At 68.4% G+C, this 19,695-nt stretch carries 19 protein-coding genes and 3 pseudogenes; 14 read left to right on the top strand and 8 right to left on the bottom strand.

Going from position 1 to position 19,695, the window contains the following annotated elements; all coding sequences use genetic code 11:
* Positions 1–12: 12 nt before the first annotated feature.
* On the top strand, positions 13–219 hold the full coding sequence (locus tag ROP_RS40770) for a hypothetical protein (protein ID WP_080512598.1): 207 nt from the start codon (positions 13–15) through the stop codon (positions 217–219).
* 180 nt (positions 220–399) lie between these two features.
* Here ROP_RS40770 and ROP_RS45120 read toward each other — a convergent pair.
* Positions 400–924 (bottom strand): annotated as a pseudogene (locus ROP_RS45120) (class I SAM-dependent methyltransferase); the annotation flags it as partial.
* Positions 925–929: 5 nt separating this feature from the next.
* On the bottom strand, positions 930–2,273 hold the full coding sequence (locus tag ROP_RS33290) for an NAD-dependent succinate-semialdehyde dehydrogenase (RefSeq protein ID WP_015890389.1): 1,344 nt from the start codon (positions 2,271–2,273) through the stop codon (positions 930–932).
* A gap of 202 nt (positions 2,274–2,475) precedes the next feature.
* On the opposite strand from ROP_RS33290, the gene ROP_RS33295 reads away from it, so the two are divergent.
* Positions 2,476–2,946, top strand: a complete 471-nt coding sequence (locus ROP_RS33295; RefSeq protein ID WP_015890390.1) for a TIGR03618 family F420-dependent PPOX class oxidoreductase — start codon at positions 2,476–2,478, stop codon at positions 2,944–2,946.
* A gap of 29 nt (positions 2,947–2,975) precedes the next feature.
* On the opposite strand, the gene ROP_RS33300 is transcribed toward ROP_RS33295, so the two are convergent.
* The 3 genes and pseudogenes from ROP_RS33300 to ROP_RS33310 form a co-directional block, all read right to left on the bottom strand.
* Complete coding sequence (locus ROP_RS33300) at positions 2,976–3,206, bottom strand: FAD-dependent monooxygenase (protein WP_015890391.1); 231 nt, start codon at positions 3,204–3,206, stop codon at positions 2,976–2,978.
* A gap of 13 nt (positions 3,207–3,219) precedes the next feature.
* A pseudogene (locus tag ROP_RS33305) lies at positions 3,220–4,168 on the bottom strand (zinc ribbon domain-containing protein); the annotation flags it as partial.
* 85 nt (positions 4,169–4,253) lie between these two features.
* Positions 4,254–4,679: a recombinase family protein gene (locus tag ROP_RS33310; RefSeq protein ID WP_015890393.1), complete on the bottom strand. Its 426-nt coding sequence runs from the start codon at positions 4,677–4,679 to the stop codon at positions 4,254–4,256.
* A gap of 62 nt (positions 4,680–4,741) precedes the next feature.
* Between ROP_RS33310 and ROP_RS33315 the strand changes: the two genes are divergently transcribed.
* Positions 4,742–5,011 carry a thiamine-binding protein gene (locus tag ROP_RS33315; RefSeq protein WP_419789308.1) on the top strand — a complete coding sequence of 90 codons (270 nt, stop codon included), beginning with the start codon at positions 4,742–4,744 and terminating at the stop codon, positions 5,009–5,011.
* Here ROP_RS33315 and ROP_RS33320 read toward each other — a convergent pair.
* A complete protein-coding gene (locus ROP_RS33320; RefSeq protein WP_015890395.1) occupies positions 4,996–5,961 on the bottom strand; it encodes a helix-turn-helix transcriptional regulator in 966 nt (321 codons plus the stop codon). The genes ROP_RS33315 and ROP_RS33320 overlap by 16 nt on opposite strands.
* A gap of 89 nt (positions 5,962–6,050) precedes the next feature.
* Here ROP_RS33320 and ROP_RS33325 point away from each other — a divergent pair, with 89 nt between their 5' ends.
* Genes ROP_RS33325 through ROP_RS33335 form a run of 3 tightly spaced genes read left to right on the top strand, consistent with a single transcriptional unit; the run spans position 6,051 to position 7,667 of the window.
* Complete coding sequence (locus ROP_RS33325; RefSeq protein ID WP_043825863.1) at positions 6,051–6,467, top strand: VOC family protein; 417 nt, start codon at positions 6,051–6,053, stop codon at positions 6,465–6,467.
* Between the two features lies 1 nt (position 6,468).
* Positions 6,469–7,059: a YdeI/OmpD-associated family protein gene (locus ROP_RS33330; RefSeq protein WP_015890397.1), complete on the top strand. Its 591-nt coding sequence runs from the start codon at positions 6,469–6,471 to the stop codon at positions 7,057–7,059.
* A gap of 56 nt (positions 7,060–7,115) precedes the next feature.
* Positions 7,116–7,667 carry a DinB family protein gene (locus tag ROP_RS33335; protein WP_015890398.1) on the top strand — a complete coding sequence of 184 codons (552 nt, stop codon included), beginning with the start codon at positions 7,116–7,118 and terminating at the stop codon, positions 7,665–7,667.
* Between the two features lie 44 nt (positions 7,668–7,711).
* Here the strand turns inward: ROP_RS33335 and ROP_RS33340 are convergent, their stop codons facing one another.
* Positions 7,712–8,107 (bottom strand): SRPBCC family protein, encoded by a 396-nt coding sequence (locus ROP_RS33340; RefSeq protein ID WP_043825866.1) that lies wholly within the window; start codon positions 8,105–8,107, stop codon positions 7,712–7,714.
* A gap of 144 nt (positions 8,108–8,251) precedes the next feature.
* On the opposite strand from ROP_RS33340, the gene ROP_RS33345 reads away from it, so the two are divergent.
* The 7 genes and pseudogenes from ROP_RS33345 to ROP_RS33375 all read left to right on the top strand — a co-directional run bounded on the left by ROP_RS33345 (position 8,252) and on the right by ROP_RS33375 (position 18,397).
* Positions 8,252–8,923 carry a HemK2/MTQ2 family protein methyltransferase gene (locus ROP_RS33345; RefSeq protein ID WP_015890400.1) on the top strand — a complete coding sequence of 224 codons (672 nt, stop codon included), beginning with the start codon at positions 8,252–8,254 and terminating at the stop codon, positions 8,921–8,923.
* 180 nt (positions 8,924–9,103) lie between these two features.
* Positions 9,104–12,791, top strand: a pseudogene (locus ROP_RS33350) (nitrate reductase subunit alpha).
* Positions 12,791–14,449 (top strand): nitrate reductase subunit beta, encoded by a 1,659-nt coding sequence (gene narH, locus ROP_RS33355; RefSeq protein WP_015890403.1) that lies wholly within the window; start codon positions 12,791–12,793, stop codon positions 14,447–14,449. The pseudogene ROP_RS33350 and the gene narH overlap by 1 nt, the downstream one beginning before the upstream one ends.
* A complete protein-coding gene (gene narJ / locus ROP_RS33360) occupies positions 14,446–15,099 on the top strand; it encodes a nitrate reductase molybdenum cofactor assembly chaperone (RefSeq protein WP_015890404.1) in 654 nt (217 codons plus the stop codon). The genes narH and narJ overlap by 4 nt, the downstream gene beginning before the upstream one ends.
* A gap of 1 nt (position 15,100) precedes the next feature.
* The gene (gene narI / locus ROP_RS33365; RefSeq protein WP_015890405.1) at positions 15,101–15,832 is read left to right on the top strand and encodes a respiratory nitrate reductase subunit gamma; all 732 of its coding nucleotides are present in this window, start codon (positions 15,101–15,103) and stop codon (positions 15,830–15,832) included.
* Between the two features lie 73 nt (positions 15,833–15,905).
* Positions 15,906–17,252 carry a M16 family metallopeptidase gene (locus ROP_RS33370; RefSeq protein ID WP_015890406.1) on the top strand — a complete coding sequence of 449 codons (1,347 nt, stop codon included), beginning with the start codon at positions 15,906–15,908 and terminating at the stop codon, positions 17,250–17,252.
* 38 nt (positions 17,253–17,290) lie between these two features.
* Positions 17,291–18,397 carry an alcohol dehydrogenase catalytic domain-containing protein gene (locus ROP_RS33375; RefSeq protein WP_015890407.1) on the top strand — a complete coding sequence of 369 codons (1,107 nt, stop codon included), beginning with the start codon at positions 17,291–17,293 and terminating at the stop codon, positions 18,395–18,397.
* Between the two features lie 61 nt (positions 18,398–18,458).
* Here ROP_RS33375 and ROP_RS33380 read toward each other — a convergent pair whose 3' ends face one another.
* Positions 18,459–18,944, bottom strand: coding sequence for a MarR family winged helix-turn-helix transcriptional regulator (locus tag ROP_RS33380; RefSeq protein ID WP_015890408.1), 486 nt, complete (start codon positions 18,942–18,944; stop codon positions 18,459–18,461).
* Positions 18,945–19,028: 84 nt separating this feature from the next.
* Between ROP_RS33380 and ROP_RS33385 the strand changes: the two genes are divergently transcribed.
* Positions 19,029–19,646, top strand: a complete 618-nt coding sequence (locus ROP_RS33385) for a TIGR03086 family metal-binding protein (protein ID WP_043826934.1) — start codon at positions 19,029–19,031, stop codon at positions 19,644–19,646.
* Positions 19,647–19,695 lie beyond the last annotated feature (49 nt).

The raw sequence follows: 19,695 nt of genomic DNA on the forward strand, positions 1-19,695 counted from the left end.
CAGGAGGTCATCATGCGTTTGTTGCGGGGCCTGCTCGATGTGGTGCTGGGAATCCTCACGGCCGTACTCGGCACGGTGCTGGGGATCGTCGCGGCCGTGGTGTGGCTCGTCGGCGGAATACTGTGCGTGACGATCCTCCTGATTCCCCTGGGCCTGCCCGTCATGAGGCTGGCCCGCCGCCTGTTCACCCTCGCCGGAAAGCTGATGCATCTTCCCTGACGGCGTCGCGCCGCGGCGCAGGACGAAGAAGATGAACGGGGCTTCACGGTTGAGCTGCTCGAACAGTTCGGGGGAGCGGTCGCGCACCGCGGCATCCGGTCGCGGCTCCGAGACACGTTCGACGGTGAAACCCGCTGTGGTGAAGGCGTCGAACATTGCGTGCAACGGCCGGTGCCAGAACCTCATGGGGAAGGTCTCGCCGGACTTCACCCATTCCTCGGTGAACTCGAACGTGTCGAGGTAGTCGCCCTGCCCCGAGGGCCTGAAGTCCACGAACGGGTGATGCGTCGAGAGGACGACGCACCCGCCCGGCGCGAGTACCCGGTGAAACTCGGACAACGGACCGGACCAGTCGTGGAGGTAGTGCATCACCAGCGACGCCACCACGACGTCGAAGGTCGATGACGCGAGGGGCAACTGCCGGTTGAGATCTGCCCGGATCAGCGAGACGTCGGGTCCCAGGCGGTTCCGGGCGATCGCGAGCAGGTTCGCGCTGACATCGACGCCGGTGACCGCAGCGCCTGCGGCGACGAGCGCCTGCGACAGCACACCGCTGCCGCAGCCCGCGTCCAGCACCCTCCGCCCCGCGACGTCGCCGACCAGCGCCAACGTCGCGGGTCGCTCGTACAACGCGTTGTACACGTTGTCCTCGATGTCGGCGTCGTACGCCGACGCGTACCTGTCGTAGTCGTTGAAAATGGCCACGAAGTTCAGCCGACGCGGATGAGTTTCTTGTTCACGAATTCGTCGATCCCGAATTTGCCGAGTTCGCGACCGAAACCGGAGCGTTTGACGCCGCCGAACGGCAGCTCGACACCCTCGGCGCCAACGGCATTGACGAACACCATGCCCGCCTCCAGTGAGTCGGCGACCCGGTCGGCCTGATCGGGGTCGGTCGTGAAGACATAGGAGCCGAGACCGAACGGGGTGTCGTTGGCCAGCTCGACGGCCTCGGCCTCGGAGCCTGCTTTGTACACGGTGGCAACCGGCCCGAACAGTTCCTCCCGGTACGTTCGCGAATCGGGTGACACATTCGTCAGCACGGCGGGCGGGAAGAAGGCTCCCCGCCGTTCACCCTCGGACACGAGGGTGGCTCCCTCGGCGATCGCCTGCTGCACCTGTTCGGCCAGCCGGTCCGCCGCGGCGACCGACGAGAGAGGCGCGAGTCCATCGGCGGACGCGAGCACCTCCGCGGTGAATCTGCCGACGAAATCGTCGTACAGGTCCTCGGCGACGATGAATCGCTTCGCTGCGTTGCAGGCTTGTCCGGTGTTCTCGAAACGACCTTCCACCGCCGCCTTGACCGTGGCGTCGAGATCATCGGAACTGAGCACGATGAACGGATCGGAACCGCCGAGTTCCAGCACCACCTTCTTGAGGTTGCGTCCGGCGATCTCGGCGACCGCTGCACCCGCGCGTTCGGACCCGGTGAGCGACACGCCCTGGACGCGTGGGTCGGCGATCGCATCGGCGATCTGTTCGTTGGTGGCGTAGACGTTGACGTAGGCGCCCTCCGGATATCCGGCGTCGGAGAAGATCTGGTGTAGCGCCGCCGCCGATTCCGGGCACTGCGGTGCGTGTTTGAGCACGATCGTGTTGCCCAGCGCCAGATTCGGACCCGCGAACCGGGCCACCTGGTAGTAGGGGTAGTTCCACGGCATGATGCCGATCAGCACACCGATCGAGCTTCGACGGATCAGCGCGGTACCCGTGCCCTCGACCAGGTCGATGGGCTCGTCGGCGAGGAACTTCTCGGCGTTGTCGGAGTAGTACCGGTAGATCGCGGCACTGAAGTCCACTTCCCCCAGCGACTGGTCGAGCGGCTTGCCCATCTCCCGCTGGATGATCGTGGCCAGTTCCTCGCGGCGTTCGGTGTGCAACTCGGCGACTTTCGCGAGCAGTCCAGCGCGCTCGGGGATCGTCGAGCGCCGCGACCACTCACGGTGTGCCTTCTCGGCAGCGGACAACGCCGCCTGCATCTCCTCGTCGGTGGCGGTCGGGTATTCGCGCACGGTCTTCCCGGTCGCCGGGTCCACTACTGCGTACAGGCTCATGTCGCGTCTCCTCGAAAGGGTCGGGTACCCCCAGTATTACGCGCGATCGGGCAGTGGGGCCGGAAGTCGGGATGGAGATCGCACCCGGGTTCGGCATGGCTCATACTGAGCGAAGTGAACCCAGCAACCCTCCCAGCAACGGGCCGACAGCAGTGGTGATCGTCGACTCGCCGACTGGGAGCGAGAGGTCGGAGGGCAACCGGTGACTACGCTTCAGGAAGCGTTCGAACTCGCTCGTGCCGATCAGGGATTGGCCGTCGTTGCGACGCTCCGCGCCGACGGGACCATCCAATCGAGCGTCGTGAACACCGGAGTGCTCGAGCACCCTGTCACCGGTGAGACCGTGCTGGCGTTCGTCGCGCACGGCAAGGTCAAGCTGGCGAATCTGCGCACCCGGCCCCAGGCGACGACGACATTTCGCCGTGGGTGGCAGTGGGCCACCGTCGAAGGTCGCGCGGAGCTCGCTGGTCCGGACGACCCGCAGCCGTGGCTGGACTCCGAGCGGTTGCGGCTGCTGCTGCGCGAAATCTTCGTCGCCGCGGGCGGAACCCACGACGACTGGTCGGAATTCGACCGCGTGATGGACGCCGACCGCCGCACCGCCGTGCTCGTCCGGCCCGACCGCATTTACAGCAATCCGGTCGCGCAGACCTCAGAGGCGACCGGGACGTGACGTGCACGGACGGGAGTCGACACCGCGCATCAGGTCGTCGCCCGAGGGCCGGGGGTGTTGCGGGCTTCTTCGACGGCGGTGCGGCGTCGGCTTATCGCGGTCGAGAACTCCGAGGCGGAGGTTCGAGGGTCGAGGACGGCTGCGATGGTGAGGGCGTCGGCGATGGCGAGGGAGGCGCCTTGGCCTGCTGCCGGTGACATGCCGTGGGCGGCATCACCGATGACCACGGCCCGTTGATCGCCCAGGAGGATAGGTGGCATTCGGCGTCAGCGTCTACATAGATCTCATACTTCCTACCACTGACGTGGCTGGCGTTGGAGATGTATGTACTTCACGGCTACCCGTAATACCGTGCGGTGGTGCGGGTTGGACCGTGTCCCACACCGACGCTCGAGGTGTGGGAACATATCTGTTCGGAGTCACCCCCATCGGCGGTGTCACGGTGTGCAGGCTGCGGCGGACCCGGCGATGCCGCGGCCTGCTCGGAGTGGGACACATCTTGTCGCGGCATCGGCGCACCGGCGCATGCTCGATCACCCGGATCTGCGGATTCCCGCCGCGCCTCCGAACGGCTTTTCCGCGTCCCAGCAATGCCCATTCGGCCAGGTTCACGGCCGCCACATGGTCACGGTTTCCGCCAACCTTGCACCCCGCACACCATGCTCGGTGGTAACCGCCGGGGCGAGAGAGTGGCTCGTTGCAGCCCGGACACTGCGCGGAAGATCCGCGTGCCGGTACGGACACCACCACCGCACCGCACCGACACCGGCGGCGGTGTGGGTGAGAGCGTCGACGGCGTGGCGGCGGGCGGACTGCGCGGCCCGATTGTTGTTGTCTCGAGGGTGGTGAGGTCTTCCACCGCGATCACCTGCGCGCCCGCCGAGGTGGCATAGTCGGTGACCTGGCGGGCGAAGTGGAACGTCATTTCCCGGTTGATCTTGCCCCGCTTGGCGCCCACCGCGGTGCGGTGCCCTTCGAGGACGGCGATTTTCGCGTCGAGTTGTGCGCGGACCTCGGGTGGGGCGGTGGCGGCGAGCCGGCGCAGGCGAGCAGCTTTGCGGTGCAGCAACTGGCCTTCGGTTTGCAGGCGCGCCAGTTTGATCCCGAGGCCGCGGTCGTTGTACGTGACGCCCCGGTAATCGGACACCAGCCACTCCGGGCCGTCGGCGGTGATGGCGGCGGCACCGAGCGTGGACGGGGACCGGTCCATGCCCACCACGACGTCGTCCATCAGCTCCTCTACCAGCGACTTGTCCCCCTGTTCACGCAGGACCTCGACCTTGACGCCGACCACCGACAGGTAACGTTCAATCCATGCCACCGGAGAATCGCGCCAACCGATCCCGCCATACCACTCGCACCACCGTGAACCGGCCCTTGGCTGCGTCGTCGAGCATCCGATTCAGTCCCGCTCGGGTCTCCCGCAGACCGGAACCACGATCCTTGTAGACCCGGTACACGGTGCCGGTGGCACTCTCACGCAACATCTTCTCCTGATCGGCGAGCGAGGATTCCTGACCGATCGAGCCGGACACCCGGCAATACGATGCTTCCGCCCTGTCGGCCCGAACATTCTTCCATGTAGGTCGACCCAGGTAGACGTCGAGATCCGCCCGATCGAAGACTCGCTGACCGGAACCTGTACGCCGAGAAGGTAACCGGCCCGCCGACGCGGCCTTCCGGACCCCCACCACCGACACGTTCAGGTATGCCGCCGCCTCGCCGCTGCGCATGATCCAATAGCAACCGGAAGGACCAGGAAGAATTGGCGATTACGGTAACAGTTGAGAGCCCGATGGGCGGGGACTCCGACAGCGTCGGTGCCGCGGTTGCCCCGGCCGTGCGAGTGGTCCTCGAATCCGGGCTGCCCAACGAGACCACGTCGATGTTCACCACCGTCGAGGGTGAGTGGGACGAGGTGATGGCAGTCGTCAAGCGCGCGACAGATGTTCTGCTGAAAGAGTTTCCGCGGGCAAGTCTGGTGTTGAAAGCGGATATCCGGCCGGCGCGCAGCGGTCAGCTGCGGGCGAAGGTCGAGACCGTGGAGCATTACCTGACCGAGTGACTGTTCTCGCCGGCGTACCGGCGGGCGAGTTCCGTGCCGATTCGAGCGAGTTCGGCGCGGACCGCCCGCGGTTCGAGCACCTCGACCAGTGAACCCCAGCCGGCGAGGTTTCGGGCGATGTCCAAGGGGGTGGGTGCGGCGAGACGCACCCGGGCGCGCCCGTCGTCGCTCTCACCGTCAGGGTGGCAGTGCCGCCCGAAGTGATCACGCAGAATCGGCACGAACCTGGCGTCGATGAGCACGGTCGCCGACGTCGTGGAGCGCCGCTGTTCCACCTCGCCGACGACTTCGTCCCACGCCTCGGCGAGTGTGAAGTCTTCGGGGCGCTCGGCGGGCTGCGCCGTCGATTCGGCGTGGACGATCCGGTCGACCCGGAAGGTTCGCTGCCCCCGTTCGGTCCCGGCGAGCAGGTACCAGATGTCGTCCTTGTCGACGAGGCCCCACGGGTCGACGAGTCTCTCGGACCGCTGCCGTGCGCTGTCGGTGTAGGTCAGGCGGACTTTCCGGCGCCGTACGACGGCCGCCTGCAGGACGTCGACCATTTCGGGTCTGCGGCGGTCGCGGTCACCCCACCGGGTGGGATCGATCATGGTGGCAGCCGCGGCGGCCTCGGCGTCGGCCCGGAATGTCTGCGGCAGGGCCCGCACGAGTTTGCGCAGCGCCGCCTTGGCTTCGCCCGAGACGGCGGCGGCCGGGCCGGCCAGCAGGAACAGGGCCTGGGCCTCGGGTGCGGACAGTCCGCTGAGGTCGGTGCGGGCGCCGCCGAGGAGGGACCATCCGCCGCCGCGTCCGGACTGCGGGTACACCGGGATACCGGCGGCGGACAGCGCCTCCAGGTCGCGTCGCGCGGTGGCGACGGACACCTCGAGTTCGCCGGCGACTTCGGCGGCGGTCACCCGGCCCCGGGACTGCATCAGCAGAAGGGTGGCCACGAGTCGGTCAGCGCGCATGTTCTCAGTTTCCCTCGAAAAGCGCTCAATTGGTGAGCACTTTGGGTCCGAGGATGGAGGGTGTCACCGACCGAGGAAAGGATCCACCGATGTTGCGAGGACTCACCACCGTCAGCTTCTACGCCGACGACCTGACAGCCGCCCAGGCCTGGTACACCGAACTGCTCGGAGTCGAGCCCTACTTCGTGCGCTCGGTGGCGGGAGCGCCCGCCTACCTCGAGTTCCGAATCGGCGACTACCAGCACGAACTCGGCATCGTCGACAGCCGATTCGCCGGACCCGACCGTTTCCGCGACGCCGAGAACACGATGACGTACTGGCACGTCGACGACGTGGAGGCGGGCGTCGAGCGGCTGCTGTCCCTGGGTGCCATCCTGCACGGGAAGCCGGTCGAGCACGGGCCGGGATTCGTCACCGCGTCGGTGACCGATCCGTTCGGGAACATTCTCGGCGTGATGTTCAACCAGCACTACCTGGACATTCTCGCGTCGAAGGCAGGGGTGTGACATGGACATCGTTCTCGCTCGCACGGCCGCTCAGTGGCGTGCCTGGCTCTCGGAGAACGGCCGGTCCGAGAAGGAGGTCTGGCTGATCATCCACCACAAGGACAGCGGGACCCCGAGCGTCCGCTATCACGAGGCGATCGAGCAGGCGCTGTGCTTCGGATGGATCGACGGGCTGCACCGGACACACGACGCGGACAGTTCGCGGCTGCGCTTCACGCCCCGCACCGCGCGCAGTTCCTGGAGCCGGGTGAACCGGCAGCGCGCGGCGAGCATGATCGAGCAGGGCCTGATGACCGCGGCCGGTCAGGCCGCCATCGACCTGGCCAAGTCCAAGGGGACGTGGGAGAACACGGCAACTGGCGACGACGCGGTGGTCCCCGGCGATCTGCGGGCAGCGTTCGCGCGAAACGACGCTGCACACGCGAACTTCGAGAAGTTTCCGCCGTCTTCGACACGGTTGATACTGGAGTGGATAGCGTCAGCGAAGAAGCCGGACACGAGGAAGCGGCGAATCGAACGGACGGTCGCGCTGGCGGCGATGAATCTGCGGGCCAATCATCCGGGTGTCCGGATCCGGGACGGTGTGGAATAGCACGTCTCGAGATAGGTCGACGTCCCCGGTCGGCGACCGGGAGAGGAGAGTCACGAATGGACTGGCCGCACGAACTCGCCGATCAGCTCAACTGGCACTGGGACCATCAGTTGCGCCCGCGGCTGGCGGGGCTGACCGATGAGGAATACTTCTGGGAGCCCGCTCCGGACTGCTGGAGTGTGCGTCCGAGAGGTCGCTCGCAGGCCCCTGTTCAGGCCGGCAGCGGCGAGTTCACCATCGATTTCGCGTTTCCCGCGCCGGACCCGCCCCCGATCACGACCATCGCGTGGCGGCTCGGGCACATCGTCGTCGGCGTCTTCGGCATGCGGATCGGCAATCACTTCGGCGGGTCGCCCATGGACTATCAGACGTTCGACTACGCCGGCACCGCCGCGCAGGCGCTCACTCAACTCGACGAGCAGTACGACGCCTGGTGCGAGGGCGTGCGGAACCTGGGAACCACCGGACTCGCCCAGCCGTGCGGGCCCAGCGAGGGACCGTTCGCGGACTACCCGATGGCGGCGCTGGTGTTGCACATCAATCGCGAGGTCATCCACCACGGTGCCGAAGTGGCGCTGCTACGCGACCTGTATGTGCGGCGCCCGTAGTCCGGGAGTGGGAATTCTGCACGTAGCCGGCGCGGATGCGACCGCTAGCGTTCGGCCGCGACGCGGGCGAGTCGACGGACGAGGGTCCGCACGACCGGGCCGTAGGTGACGCCGAGTACCGAATCGAGAGGTCCCGGCGCAGACATCGTCATCGTGATCCGCGCACCGGTGCCGCGGGGCTCGACGAGGTGATCGAGCGTGATCGGCCCCACTCGCCAGGTCCACGAGCGGCCGGGTGTCTTGGCCGAGATGGACGCGGGAACGGGCACGATCCAGAGCAGTCGTGCCGCGCCGCACCTGCCGGCCTCGATCTCGGGGGAGCCGAGTCCCCACGCGCCGCGGACGTGCGGCGCCCACTCGGGCCAGCGCGAGGGCCGAGCGACGAGCGCCCACACGGTGTCCACCGGGGCGTCGGAATCAGCGGAGAAGGACTGGGGCACGGGGGAGGAGTACCCGGTTTCTGCCCCGGCCGACGGTGCAGAGGCGGTGGGACGTGAACAACGGGTGAATTGACCCGTGTCGAGTTGCGTGTAACTCGCGGTACTGGCCACGCTTGTAGTGAACGGCCAGGGAGGGAGCCGATCATGCTCGTTCGTCTACCCGGGGTGTATCGGCCCCAGCGCGACACGTGGCTGCTCGCCGAGGTGCTGGCCGCCCGGGATCTCGGACCGGGGACCCGGGTGCTCGATCTCTGCTGTGGCACAGGCGCGTTGAGTGTCGAGGCGTGTGCGGCGGGTGCCGGCTGGGTGACCGCGGTCGACGTGTCGCGCCGCGCGGCGATCAGTACGTGGCTCAACGCCACACTGAACCGCCGGACGATCCGTGTGGTGCGGGGCGACCTGGTGGACGCCGTCCGGACCCTTCGCTTCGACGTGGTGGTGGCCAACCCGCCCTACGCGCCCGCGACCGACGACGGCAGGCCGGGGCGGGTACTCGCGCGAGCTTGGGACGGCGGCGTCGACGGGCGGGCCGTGCTCGACCGGATCTGCAGCGAAACCCCGGAGCTCCTCGCTCCCGGCGGCACCCTGCTCCTCGTCCAGTCGACGCTCAACGGAGTGGAGAAGACGCGGGCGATGCTCGAGGAGCGGGGACTGCGGGTGGACGTGGTGGCGTCGGAGGACGTGCCGTTCGGTCCCGCGCTCGCATCCCGCACGCGGATGCTGGAGGCGCGGGAGATGATCCGCACGGGCCAGCGCACCGAGCGCATCGCGGTGGTGGCGGCGACGGACCTGCGCTCACGCGACACCCGGCGCTGACCCGGTGAGCGCATCCACCCGATTCCGGTGTTTGTCCGATTCGCCACGATCCCGCGGCAACTGCGGTTCCATGGATGGGGGCGTTCAGGACTTCCCGAGGTGTCCGAATCCGGCGTCGGGAACCTGGGGTCCGTGATCACCTTCCAGGCGCCGGCCCCCTCGGCCTGAAGGAGAGTAGACGTGGTCGTTCCGCACACCGGTGGTCCCGCCGAGGAAGCGCTGCTCCGGGGAGGGCGCTTCTTCACTCCGGGAGCGTTCTCGGACGACCTGCGGACCGTCACCCGGGAAGGCGGGCGTGCGGGCGACGTCTTCTACCGGGACCGGTGGAGTCACGACAAGGTGGTGCGCTCCACCCACGGCGTGAACTGCACCGGATCGTGTTCGTGGAAGATCTACGTCAAGGACGGGATCATCACGTGGGAGACCCAGGAAACCGATTATCCGTCGGTGGGCCCGGACCGCCCCGAGTACGAACCCCGCGGCTGCCCCCGCGGTGCGGCGTTCTCCTGGTACACGTATTCGCCGACACGGGTGCGGTATCCCTACGCGCGCCGGGGTGCTCGTCGAGATGTACCGGGAGGCGCGTGAGCGGCTCGGTGACCCGGTGGACGCGTGGGCCGACATCCAGGCCGACCCCGCGCGTCGCCGGAAGTATCAGCAGGCCCGGGGCAAGGGCGGGCTCGTTCGGGTCACCTGGGCCGAGGCCACCGAGATGATTGCCGCGGCGCACGTGCACGCGATCAAGACATACGGGCCGGACCGGATCGCCGGGTTCTCGCCGATCCCCGCGATGTCGATGGTGTCGTTCGCCGCGGGATCGCGGTTCGTCGAACTTCTCGGCGGCGTCATGACCTCGTTCTACGACTGGTACGCCGACCTTCCGGTCGCGTCGCCGCAGGTGTTCGGGGACCAGACCGACGTTCCCGAATCCGGCGACTGGTGGGACGCGTCGTACCTGATGATGTGGGGTTCCAACGTCCCGGTCACCCGTACTCCCGACGCCCACTGGATGGCGGAGGTGCGGTACCGCGGAGCGAAAGTCGTGTCGGTCAGCCCCGATTACGCCGACAACACGAAATTCGCCGACGAGTGGATGCCCTGCGCGGCCGGCACCGACGGTGCGATGGCGATGGCGATGGGTCACGTGATCCTGTCGGAGTTCTTCGTGACCAGGCGGGAACCGTTCTTCGTCGACTACGTGCGGCAGTTCACGGATCTGCCGTTCCTCGTCGCGCTCGAGGAACGCGGTGGCCGCCTCGTCCCGGGAAAGAACCTCACCGCCGCCGATCTCGGTGAGTCGAGCGAGAACGCCGCATTCAAACCGGTACTGGTGAACGGTGCGACGGGCGAGGTCGTGGTGCCGCACGGTTCCCTCGGATTCCGTTACGGCGACGAGGGGGTGGGGAAATGGAATCTGGACCTCGGTGACGTCGTTCCCGCGCTGACGGTCGGCGCGCCCGGCGGAGAGGGCGAGACCGCCGCCGTGCACCTGCCGCGGTTCGACACCCCGGACGGCCACGGCGAGACGCTGGTGCGCGGTGTGCCGGTCCGGCGGGTCGGCGACCACCGGGTGTGCACCGTCTTCGACCTCCTGCTCGCCCAGTACGGCGTTCCCCGATCGGGGCTTCCCGGTGAATGGCCCGGCGGCTTCGACGATGCGAGCACCCCGTACACACCGGCCTGGCAGGAACCGATCACCGGTGTCTCGGCGGCGCAGGTGATCCGGATCGCCCGCGAGTTCGCGACCAACGCCGTCGACTCGGGCGGGCGTTCGATGATCATCATGGGCGCCGGGATCTGCCAGTGGTTCCACGGCGACGCGATTTACCGGGCGGTGCTGAGCTTGCTGCTGCTCACCGGTTCGATGGGCCGCAACGGCGGCGGGTGGGCGCACTACGTCGGCCAGGAGAAGTGCAGGCCCGTCACGGGATGGGCGACGGTCGCGATGGGCACCGACTGGAGTCGCCCGCCGCGTCAGATGGCGGGCACGTCATATTGGTACGTCCACACCGACCAGTGGCGGTACGACGGATACCGCGCCGACGCCCTCGCGAGCCCGACGGGCCGCGGCAACTTCCGCGACCGGCACACGATGGACGTGATGACCTCGGCCGTCTCGATGGGATGGACGCCGTTCTACCCCCAATTCGACCGCTCCAGCCTCGACCTCGCGGACGAGGCGGCGGCGCAGGGCCGCGACGTCGTGGAACACGTCACGAGCCGATTGGCCTCGGGGGAGTTGAAATTCGCGGTCACCGACCCCGACGACCCGCGGAACTGGCCGCGGGTGCTGAGCGTGTGGCGCGCGAACCTGCTCGGTTCGTCGAGCAAGGGAAACGAGTACTTTCTCCGGCATCTCCTCGGCACGTCGTCGAATCTGCAGGCGCAGCCGGCACCCGAGGACCTGCGTCCGAACGAGGTGACGTGGCGCGACGACATCCCCGAGGGCAAACTCGACCTGCTGATGTCGATCGACTTCCGGATGACGTCCACCACGCTGCTCTCGGACGTCGTCCTGCCCGCCGCGACCTGGTACGAGAAGTCCGATCTGTCGAGCACCGACATGCACCCGTATCTGCACGCCTTCACCGCGGCGATCGACCCGCCGTGGGAAACGCGTTCGGATTTCGACGCTTTCGGAGCGGTGGCGAGGACGTTCAGTGTGCTGGCGCGGCGGCACCTCGGTGTGCGCCGCGACGTCGTGATGGGCACGTTGCAGCACGACACCCCGGGTGCGATGGCGTATCGCGGAGGGAGCGAACAGGATTGGCGCGCACGAGGCGAGACACCCGTCCCGGGCGCGACGATGGGACCGCTGGTGGTGGTCGAGCGGGACTACCCCGCCGTCGCCGAGAAGTGGGCTGCCCTGGGCCCCCTCGTCGAGCAGGCGGGGCTCACCACGAAAGGCGTCACCACGCATCCGGACCGCGAGGTCGGTGAGCTCGCGGCCCGGCACGGCGTCCTCGACTCGGGGGTCGCCGCCGGCCGTCCGGCGCTCGACACCGCCGAGAAAATGGCCGAGACCATCCTCGCGTTGTCGGGGACGTCGAACGGCAGACTCGCCGTCCAGGGATTCCGCGAACTGGAGAAACGCACCGGCAGGCCGCTGGCGCACCTGGCCGAGGGCAGCGAGGAGCGCCGGATCTCGTTCGCGGACACGCAGGCCCGGCCCGTTCCCGTGATCACCAGCCCCGAGTGGTCGGGGAGTGAGACCGGCGGTCGCCGGTACGCGCCGTTCACGGTGAACATCGAGGAACTGAAACCGTTCCACACGCTGACCGGGCGCATGCACTTCTTCCTCGACCACGATTGGATCGAGGAACTGGGGGAGCAGCTCCCCATCTTCCGCCCGCCCCTCGACATGGCCCGGTTGTTCGGCGAACCCGCCGTGGGTGATCGACAGGGCGGGATCGGGCTGAGCGTGCGCTATCTGACGCCGCACTCGAAGTGGTCGATCCACTCCGAGTACCAGGACAACCTGTTCATGCTGTCGCTGTCGCGGGGTGGGCCGACCATGTGGATGAGCCCGAACGATGCCGCGAAGATCGAGGTGCGCGACAACGACTGGGTCGAGGCGGTCAACCGCAACGGGGTGGTGGTGTGCCGGGCGATCGTCTCGCACCGGATGCCGGACGGCGTCGTCTACGTCTACCACGCGCAGGAACGCACCATCGACGTGCCACTGACCGAAACCACCGGACAGCGTGGGGGCATCCACAATTCGCTGACCCGGCTGCTGATCAAACCGTCCCACCTGGCCGGCGGCTACGCGCAGACGTCGTTCGCGTTCAACTATCTCGGTCCCACCGGAAACCAGCGCGACGAGGTGACGGTGGTGCGCCGTCGCTCGCAGGAGGTGACGTACTGATGCGTGTCATGGCTCAGCTCGCGATGGTGATGAATCTCGACAAGTGCATCGGCTGCCACACCTGTTCGGTGACGTGCAAGCAGGCGTGGACCAACCGCTCGGGCACCGAGTACGTGTGGTTCAACAACGTCGAAACCCGTCCCGGCCAGGGCTACCCGCGCACCTACGAGGACCAGGAGAAGTGGCGCGGCGGGTGGGTGCGGGACGGCAGGGGACGGCTGCGCCTGCGTGACGGCGGCCGGTGGAAGAAGCTCTCGCGGATCTTCTCGAACCCGAAGATGCCGTCCATCGACGACTACTACGAACCCTGGACGTACGACTACGAGAATCTCACCCGGGCCCCGCTCGGCGAGCACATGCCCGTCGCGGCCCCGCGCAGCCTGATCAGCGGCAGGCCGATGAAGGTGGAGTGGTCGGCGAACTGGGACGACGACCTCGCGGGTTCGCCCGAGATCCTTCCGGACGATCCGGTGCTGAAGAAGGTGAGCGACACCGTCAAGCTCGAGCTCGAAGAGACGTTCATGTTCTACCTGCCGCGCATCTGCGAGCACTGCCTCAACCCGTCCTGCGTCGCCTCCTGCCCGTCGGGGGCGATGTACAAGCGGTCCGAGGACGGCATCGTGCTCGTCGATCAGGACAAGTGCCGGGGCTGGCGGATGTGCGTGTCCGGATGCCCCTACAAGAAGGTGTATTTCAACCACAAGACCGGCAAGGCCGAGAAGTGCACCTTCTGCTATCCGCGCGTCGAGGTGGGAATGCCGACCGTCTGCGCGGAGACGTGCGTCGGCCGGCTGCGCTACATCGGGCTTCTCTTCTACGACGTCGACAAGGTCCTGGCCGCGGCGTCCGCGGAGCACGACACGGACCTGTACGAGGCGCACCTCGACCTGCTGCTCGACCCCCGCGACCCCGCCGTCGTGGAGGGCGCCCGGGCGGAAGGGATCTCGGACGAATGGATCGAGGCGGCCCAGAACTCACCCGTCCACGCCCTGATCAAGGACTGCCGGGTCGCGCTTCCGCTGCATCCGGAATTCCGGACGATGCCGATGGTCTGGTACGTGCCCCCGCTGTCGCCCGTCGTCGACGCGGTCAGCCGCGACGGTCACGACGGCGAGGACGTCGGCAACCTGTTCGGTGCGCTCGAATCGTTGCGGATCCCGGTCGAGTACCTGGCGGGACTGTTCACCGCGGGCGACACCGAGGTAGTGGACGGCGTCCTGTGCCGCCTCGCGGCCATGCGGTCGTACATGCGCGACATCAACCTGGGTCGCGAACCCCAGGCCCACATCCCCGCCGCGGTCGGGATGACGGAGGAAGAGATCTACCAGATGTACCGGCTCCTGGCCCTTGCGAAATACGAAGAGCGGTACGTGATCCCCACCGCCTACGCCACCGACGGGCACCGTCTCGAGGAGACGGCGACGGAATGCGCACTCGACTTCGAGGGCGGCCCCGGCATGCACGAGTCCGGTCCCTTCGGTGAGGCCAGCGGCGGCCCGGTCCCCGTCGCGGTCGAGACGTTCCACGCGCTGCGCGAGCGGCAGACCACCGGCGAGATGTCTGCGGGCGCACGCCATCCGTCCCGCGTGAACCTGCTGAACTGGGACGGCAAAGGCGCCCCCGCCGGCATGTTCCCCGAACGGAGCGATCGGTCGTGACCGGACTGTTCCGCCGTCGGCGCGGGGCCACCCGCGATCGCCTGGTGTGGCACGCGGCGGCACTGCTGCTTTCGTATCCGGACGACGGCCTGCAGGAGCGGCTCCGCGTCGTCGCCGACATCCTCGGGCACCTGACGCCCGATTCCGGGAGGCTCCTCGCGCAGGCACACCGCTACCTGTACGAGACGGACCCGTACGTCGCCGCGGCGCAGTACGTCGAGACGTTCGACCTCCGCCGCCGCACGACGCCGTATCTGACGTACTGGACGGCGGGCGACACCCGCAACCGCGGCCGCGAGATCCTGGCCTTCGCCGACACCTACCGCCGCGCCGGGGTCGAACCGCCGAAAGACGAGTCGGCCGACCACCTGATCGTGGTGCTCGAGTTCGCCGCGCTCGTCGACGCCGCCGCGGGTGCGGCACTCCTGTCGGTGCACCGCGTTCCGCTCGACCTGCTGCAGGCGGCGCTCGGCGACACGGGTTCGCCGTACGCCGCCGTCGTCGCAGCGGTGTGCGGCACCCTGCCGCCCGCCTCCGACCGGGACGTGGCACGGGCGCGGCAACTCGCCGCGGCCGGGCCGCCCGCCGAGGCGGTCGGGCTGGGGCCCTTCACCCTGACCGTTCCACCCCGCCGCGAAGGAGCGACCTGACATGTCTGCCGGTGAACTCTTCTGGGACATCGTGCCGTACGTCACGCTGGCGATCTTCGTGGTCGGCACGTGGTGGCGGTACCGGTACGACAAGTTCGGGTGGACCACCCGCTCCTCGCAGCTCTACGAGAGCCGGTTGCTGCGGATCGGCAGCCCGCTGTTCCACTTCGGCATCCTCGTCGTGATCGTGGGCCACGTCATCGGGTTGGTCATTCCCCAGTCGTGGACCGACGCGATCGGGATGAACGAGCACGTCTATCACCTCCAGGCCCTCGTGCTCGGCGCGATCGCGGGGGTGGCGACCATGGCCGGCGCCCTGATCCTGGTGTACCGGCGGCGCACCCGCGGTCCGGTGTTCACGGCGACCACCTGGAACGACAAGCTGATGTACGCCGTCCTGCTCGCCGCGATCGTCGCCGGACTGGCGACCACGCTGCTCGGATCCGGTGTCACCGGCGAGGAGAGCAACTACCGCGAGACGGTATCGCCGTGGTTCCGGTCGATCTGGATTCTGCAGCCCCGCGGCGACCTCATGGCGCAGGCATCGCTCGCCTACCACGTCCACGTCGCGATCGCTCTGGTGTTGTTCGCGCTGTGGCCGTTCACCCGGCTCGTGCACGCCTTCAGCGCTCCCGTGGCCTATCTGTTCCGCCCCTACATCGTGTACCGCAGCCGCGACGTCGCCCGAAACGGAGAGCTCCTCGGCTCGCACGCTCCTCGTCGAGGCTGGTGAACGGCTGTCGGTGGCCGCGTGTAATGTTTGCCGTTCGACGACGCCCAGCTTTCGAGGACCGCTGAACCACTACATGGCCAAGATCGATCGCAGCCGCACTGCCGCACTCACCCAAGCGCCGACCCTGCACGAGCCGGATGCCGGCGTCCGGCGCACCATGCTTCCCGGCGGGCTCCGGGTGGTCACCGAATACGTTCCCGGTGTGCGATCCGCGTCCGTGGGCGTCTGGGTGGGTGTCGGATCACGCGACGAGCAACCGACCGTCGCCGGGGCCGCGCACTTCCTCGAACATCTGCTGTTCAAGGCCACGCCGTCGCGCAGCGCCCTCGACATCGCGCAGGTGATGGACGGCGTCGGTGGTGAGCTCAACGCCTTCACGTCCAAGGAGCACACCTGCTTCTACGCACACGTGCTCGACGACGACCTGCCGCTCGCCATCGACCTCGTCAGTGACGTCGTCCTACGCGGCCGCTGCCGGTCCTCCGACGTGGACGTCGAACGCCAGGTGGTCCTCGAAGAGATCTCGATGCGCGACGACGACCCGGAAGACCTCCTCGGCGACGCGTTCCTCACCGCACTGTACGGCGACCATCCCGTCGGCAGGCCCGTGATCGGCAGCGTCGAATCCATCGAATCGATGACCCGCACCCAACTCCACTCGTTCCACGTGCGGCGCTACACGCCGCAGCGCATGGTGGTCGCCGTCGCCGGCAACGTGGAGCACGAACACACGGTCGAGTTGGTGCGGCGCGCGTTCGCCGGGCACCTCGAATCGGCATCCGAACCCGCTCCCCGCCGCGGCGGCACCTTGCGCCTGCGCACCGAGCCGGCACTCAGCCTGACCAACCGGGACAGCGAACAGGTCCACCTCTCGCTCGGGGTGCGCGCGTTCGGGCGGCACGAGTCCCACCGCTGGGCGCTGTCGGTGCTCAACGCCGCCGTCGGCGGCGGGCTCAGCTCCCGGCTCTTCCAGGAAGTGCGGGAGATCCGCGGCCTGGCATATTCGGTGTACTCGGGCATCGACACGTTCTCCGACACGGGCGCGTTCTCGATCTACGCCGGGTGCCAGCCCGAGAACCTCGGCGAGGTCACCACGGTGATCCGCGAAGTGCTGTCGAACGTGGCCGCCGAGGGCATCACCGACGCCGAATGCGCCCGCGCCAAGGGCTCGCTGCGGGGCGGACTGGTTCTGGGACTGGAGGATTCGGGTTCCCGGATGCACCGCATCGGTCGGAGCGAGCTCAACTACGGCAATCACCGCAGCATCACCGAAACCCTCGGCAAGATCGACGCGGTCACCACCGACGAGGTCCGCGACGTCGCGAGGGTCCTGCTGCAGCGTCCGTTTGCCGCCGCCGTCGTCGGGCCGTATCGCCGCAAACGCGACCTGCCGGCCTCGGTGCGCGGCATCGTCAGGTAACGAGGATTCGCCGAACACCCCGACAGGAGCAGCCCGAGATGAAGATCCGTGGAGCGGTACTCGAGGAGATCGGCAGAGCGCGCCCGTTCGCCGAGTCGGCGCCGATCTCGATTTCCGAACTCGACCTCGACGAACCCGGGGCGGGCGAGATTCTCGTCCGGATCGAGGCCGCGGGTCTGTGCCACTCCGATCTGTCCGTCGTCGACGGCAACCGGGTGCGCCCGGTCCCGATGCTCCTCGGACACGAAGCGGCCGGACGGATCACGCAACTCGGGGCGGGTGTCGACGACGTTGCGGTCGGGCAGCGCGTGGTGATGACGTTCCTCCCGCGCTGCGGGGAATGTGAGGGCTGCGCCACGGACGGCCGCATGCCGTGCGTGCCCGGCACCAGCGCCAACAACGACGGAACCCTGCTCGACGGGGGAGCGCGACTGCACCGCGGCGACGACCGCGTGCACCACCACCTCGGGGTGTCCGGATTCGCGACGCACGCGGTCGTCAACCGGCGCTCGGTCGTTCCGGTCGGCGACGACGTTCCCGCCGACGTGGCGGCCGTGCTCGGATGCGCCGTCCTCACCGGCGGCGGCGCGGTCCTCAACGCCGGCGATCCGCGTCCCGGCCAGGCCGTGATGGTCGTCGGGCTCGGCGGCGTGGGAATGGCCGCGATCCTGACGGCCGTGTCCCGGGGCGCCGGTGAGGTCATCGGTGTCGACGCCGTGCCCGCGAAACTGCAGACTGCCCGCGAACTCGGAGCGACGGCGGTCTACACCCCCGCGGAACTCGAGGAAGCCGGCATCCGGGCGCCCATCGTCATCGAGGCCGCGGGGAACGCCCGCGCTTTCGAATCAGCCGTTCGCGCAACCGCTCCCGGCGGCAAGACGATCACCGTAGGACTGCCGTCCCCGAACGCGCAGTCGTCGATCTCCCCGCTCACCCTGGTGGCCGAGGCCCGCACGATCATCGGCAGCTACCTCGGCTCGGCGGTGCCGTCCCGGGACATCCCCATCTACGAAGCCCTGTGGCGCTCCGGGAAGCTGCCCGTGGAGAAACTCATCTCCTCCCGCATCACGCTCGACGACATCAACCGCGGCATGGACGAACTCGCCGACGGCAAGGCGATCCGTCAGATCATCGTGTTCGACTGACCGGCAGCGCCGGATCGGCAAAGCCATGGACACGCTGCGCGGGGGATGAGGCGGGTCTGCGTCAGGGGGAGTCGCCCGGGCGTCCCGCGACGTCCTCGACGGACAGTGCCGACAACGCGATCAGTCCGGCCAGAAAGCCCGCGCGCTCGCGCTCCGGCAATCTGGCGAGGAGTCGCTCCTCGCCACGCCGGATCGCCGCCTGCGCGGAATCACGCACCCGATGCCCGTCGGGGGTCAGCGACAGCAGCCGGGCCCGGCGGTCCGCGGGATCGCGCTGCCGGTCGATCAGACCACGCTCCTGCAGTTCGTCGAGCACTCCGATGATCCGGGTCTTGTCGGCGCCGATCGCCTCCGCGAGGGCGGCCTGGGTGCGCACCGGGTGCTCGTCGAGTGCGAGGAGCACGACGTAGCCCCACATGGTCAGCCCGTGCTCGGCGAGCACGGGAAGTTCCGCCGCCACCAGCGACCGGTTCAGGGCGGTCGTCATCGCGGCGAGGTCGGGGCGGGTGCGCTCGGGCTGTCCGTTCGTCGGGTCGCGGCTCGGCATACCGCAGAAAATACACCTTGACCGATCATCTAACCGAGTAGATGATAAGCAGGAGCGTATTAATTCGATCCGGAGGTGCCGACGGTGGATGCGGACGAGATCCGGCGCTGGGATGCCCGCGCCGTGCAGACGAGTGTGGCGATCGTGTCGCACGTGACGAGCCGCGACCTGCAGCGCGCGACGCCGTGCGCGCAGTGGACCCTCGGCGACTTGCTGGCCCACATGACCGTGCAGCACCTGGGGTTCGCCGCGGCGGCCGCGGGCAGCGGGCCCGACCTGTCGCGTTGGCGGCCGCATGCGGCGGCGGACCCAGTCTCCGACTATCGCGCGGCGGCGGACACCGTCGTAGAGGCCTTCGCCCGCGACGGCGTCGGAAAACGGCAGTTCTGGTTGCCGGAGATCAGCACCGAGTTCCCGGTCCCCGCGGCCACCGCCGTCGGGTTTCACTTCCTCGACTACGTGGTCCATTCGTGGGACGTCGCGCGGTCGCTCGGGCTGGACTTCGCGCCCGAATCCGCCATGGTGGGCGTGGTTCTCCCCATCGCCCGCCGCGTGCCGGACGGCGCGGACCGGCTGCGCGCGGGCGCCGCGTTCGCGCCCGGCCTGACTGGCGGCGCCGGCACCGCCGATTTCGACACCGTCCTGTCGCTGCTCGGCCGGTCACCGCAGTGGCACCCGGAATACGAGACTCGCCGCGCGTGAGGACGAGACGCAGATCTCCCGTCCCGCCCCTGCGCAGCGGCCGGCGCAC

The organism is Rhodococcus opacus B4 (assembly GCF_000010805.1).
GTDB lineage: Bacteria > Actinomycetota > Actinomycetes > Mycobacteriales > Mycobacteriaceae > Rhodococcus_F > Rhodococcus_F opacus_C.

Excerpts from the sequence above, each read along its gene's own strand:
- ROP_RS40770 (WP_080512598.1), top strand. The coding sequence starts at position 13 with ATGCGTTTGTTGCGGGGCCTGCTCGATGTGGTGCTGGGAATCCTCACG.
- ROP_RS33290 (WP_015890389.1), bottom strand. The coding sequence starts at position 2,273 with ATGAGCCTGTACGCAGTAGTGGACCCGGCGACCGGGAAGACCGTGCGC.
- ROP_RS33300 (WP_015890391.1), bottom strand. The coding sequence starts at position 3,206 with ATGCCACCTATCCTCCTGGGCGATCAACGGGCCGTGGTCATCGGTGAT.
- ROP_RS33310 (WP_015890393.1), bottom strand. The coding sequence starts at position 4,679 with ATGCGCAGCGGCGAGGCGGCGGCATACCTGAACGTGTCGGTGGTGGGG.
- ROP_RS33315 (WP_419789308.1), top strand. The coding sequence starts at position 4,742 with ATGGGCGGGGACTCCGACAGCGTCGGTGCCGCGGTTGCCCCGGCCGTG.
- ROP_RS33320 (WP_015890395.1), bottom strand. The coding sequence starts at position 5,961 with ATGCGCGCTGACCGACTCGTGGCCACCCTTCTGCTGATGCAGTCCCGG.
- ROP_RS33325 (WP_043825863.1), top strand. The coding sequence starts at position 6,051 with ATGTTGCGAGGACTCACCACCGTCAGCTTCTACGCCGACGACCTGACA.
- ROP_RS33330 (WP_015890397.1), top strand. The coding sequence starts at position 6,469 with ATGGACATCGTTCTCGCTCGCACGGCCGCTCAGTGGCGTGCCTGGCTC.
- ROP_RS33335 (WP_015890398.1), top strand. The coding sequence starts at position 7,116 with ATGGACTGGCCGCACGAACTCGCCGATCAGCTCAACTGGCACTGGGAC.
- ROP_RS33345 (WP_015890400.1), top strand. The coding sequence starts at position 8,252 with ATGCTCGTTCGTCTACCCGGGGTGTATCGGCCCCAGCGCGACACGTGG.
- narH (WP_015890403.1), top strand. The coding sequence starts at position 12,791 with ATGCGTGTCATGGCTCAGCTCGCGATGGTGATGAATCTCGACAAGTGC.
- narI (WP_015890405.1), top strand. The coding sequence starts at position 15,101 with ATGTCTGCCGGTGAACTCTTCTGGGACATCGTGCCGTACGTCACGCTG.
- ROP_RS33370 (WP_015890406.1), top strand. The coding sequence starts at position 15,906 with ATGGCCAAGATCGATCGCAGCCGCACTGCCGCACTCACCCAAGCGCCG.
- ROP_RS33375 (WP_015890407.1), top strand. The coding sequence starts at position 17,291 with ATGAAGATCCGTGGAGCGGTACTCGAGGAGATCGGCAGAGCGCGCCCG.
- ROP_RS33380 (WP_015890408.1), bottom strand. The coding sequence starts at position 18,944 with ATGCCGAGCCGCGACCCGACGAACGGACAGCCCGAGCGCACCCGCCCC.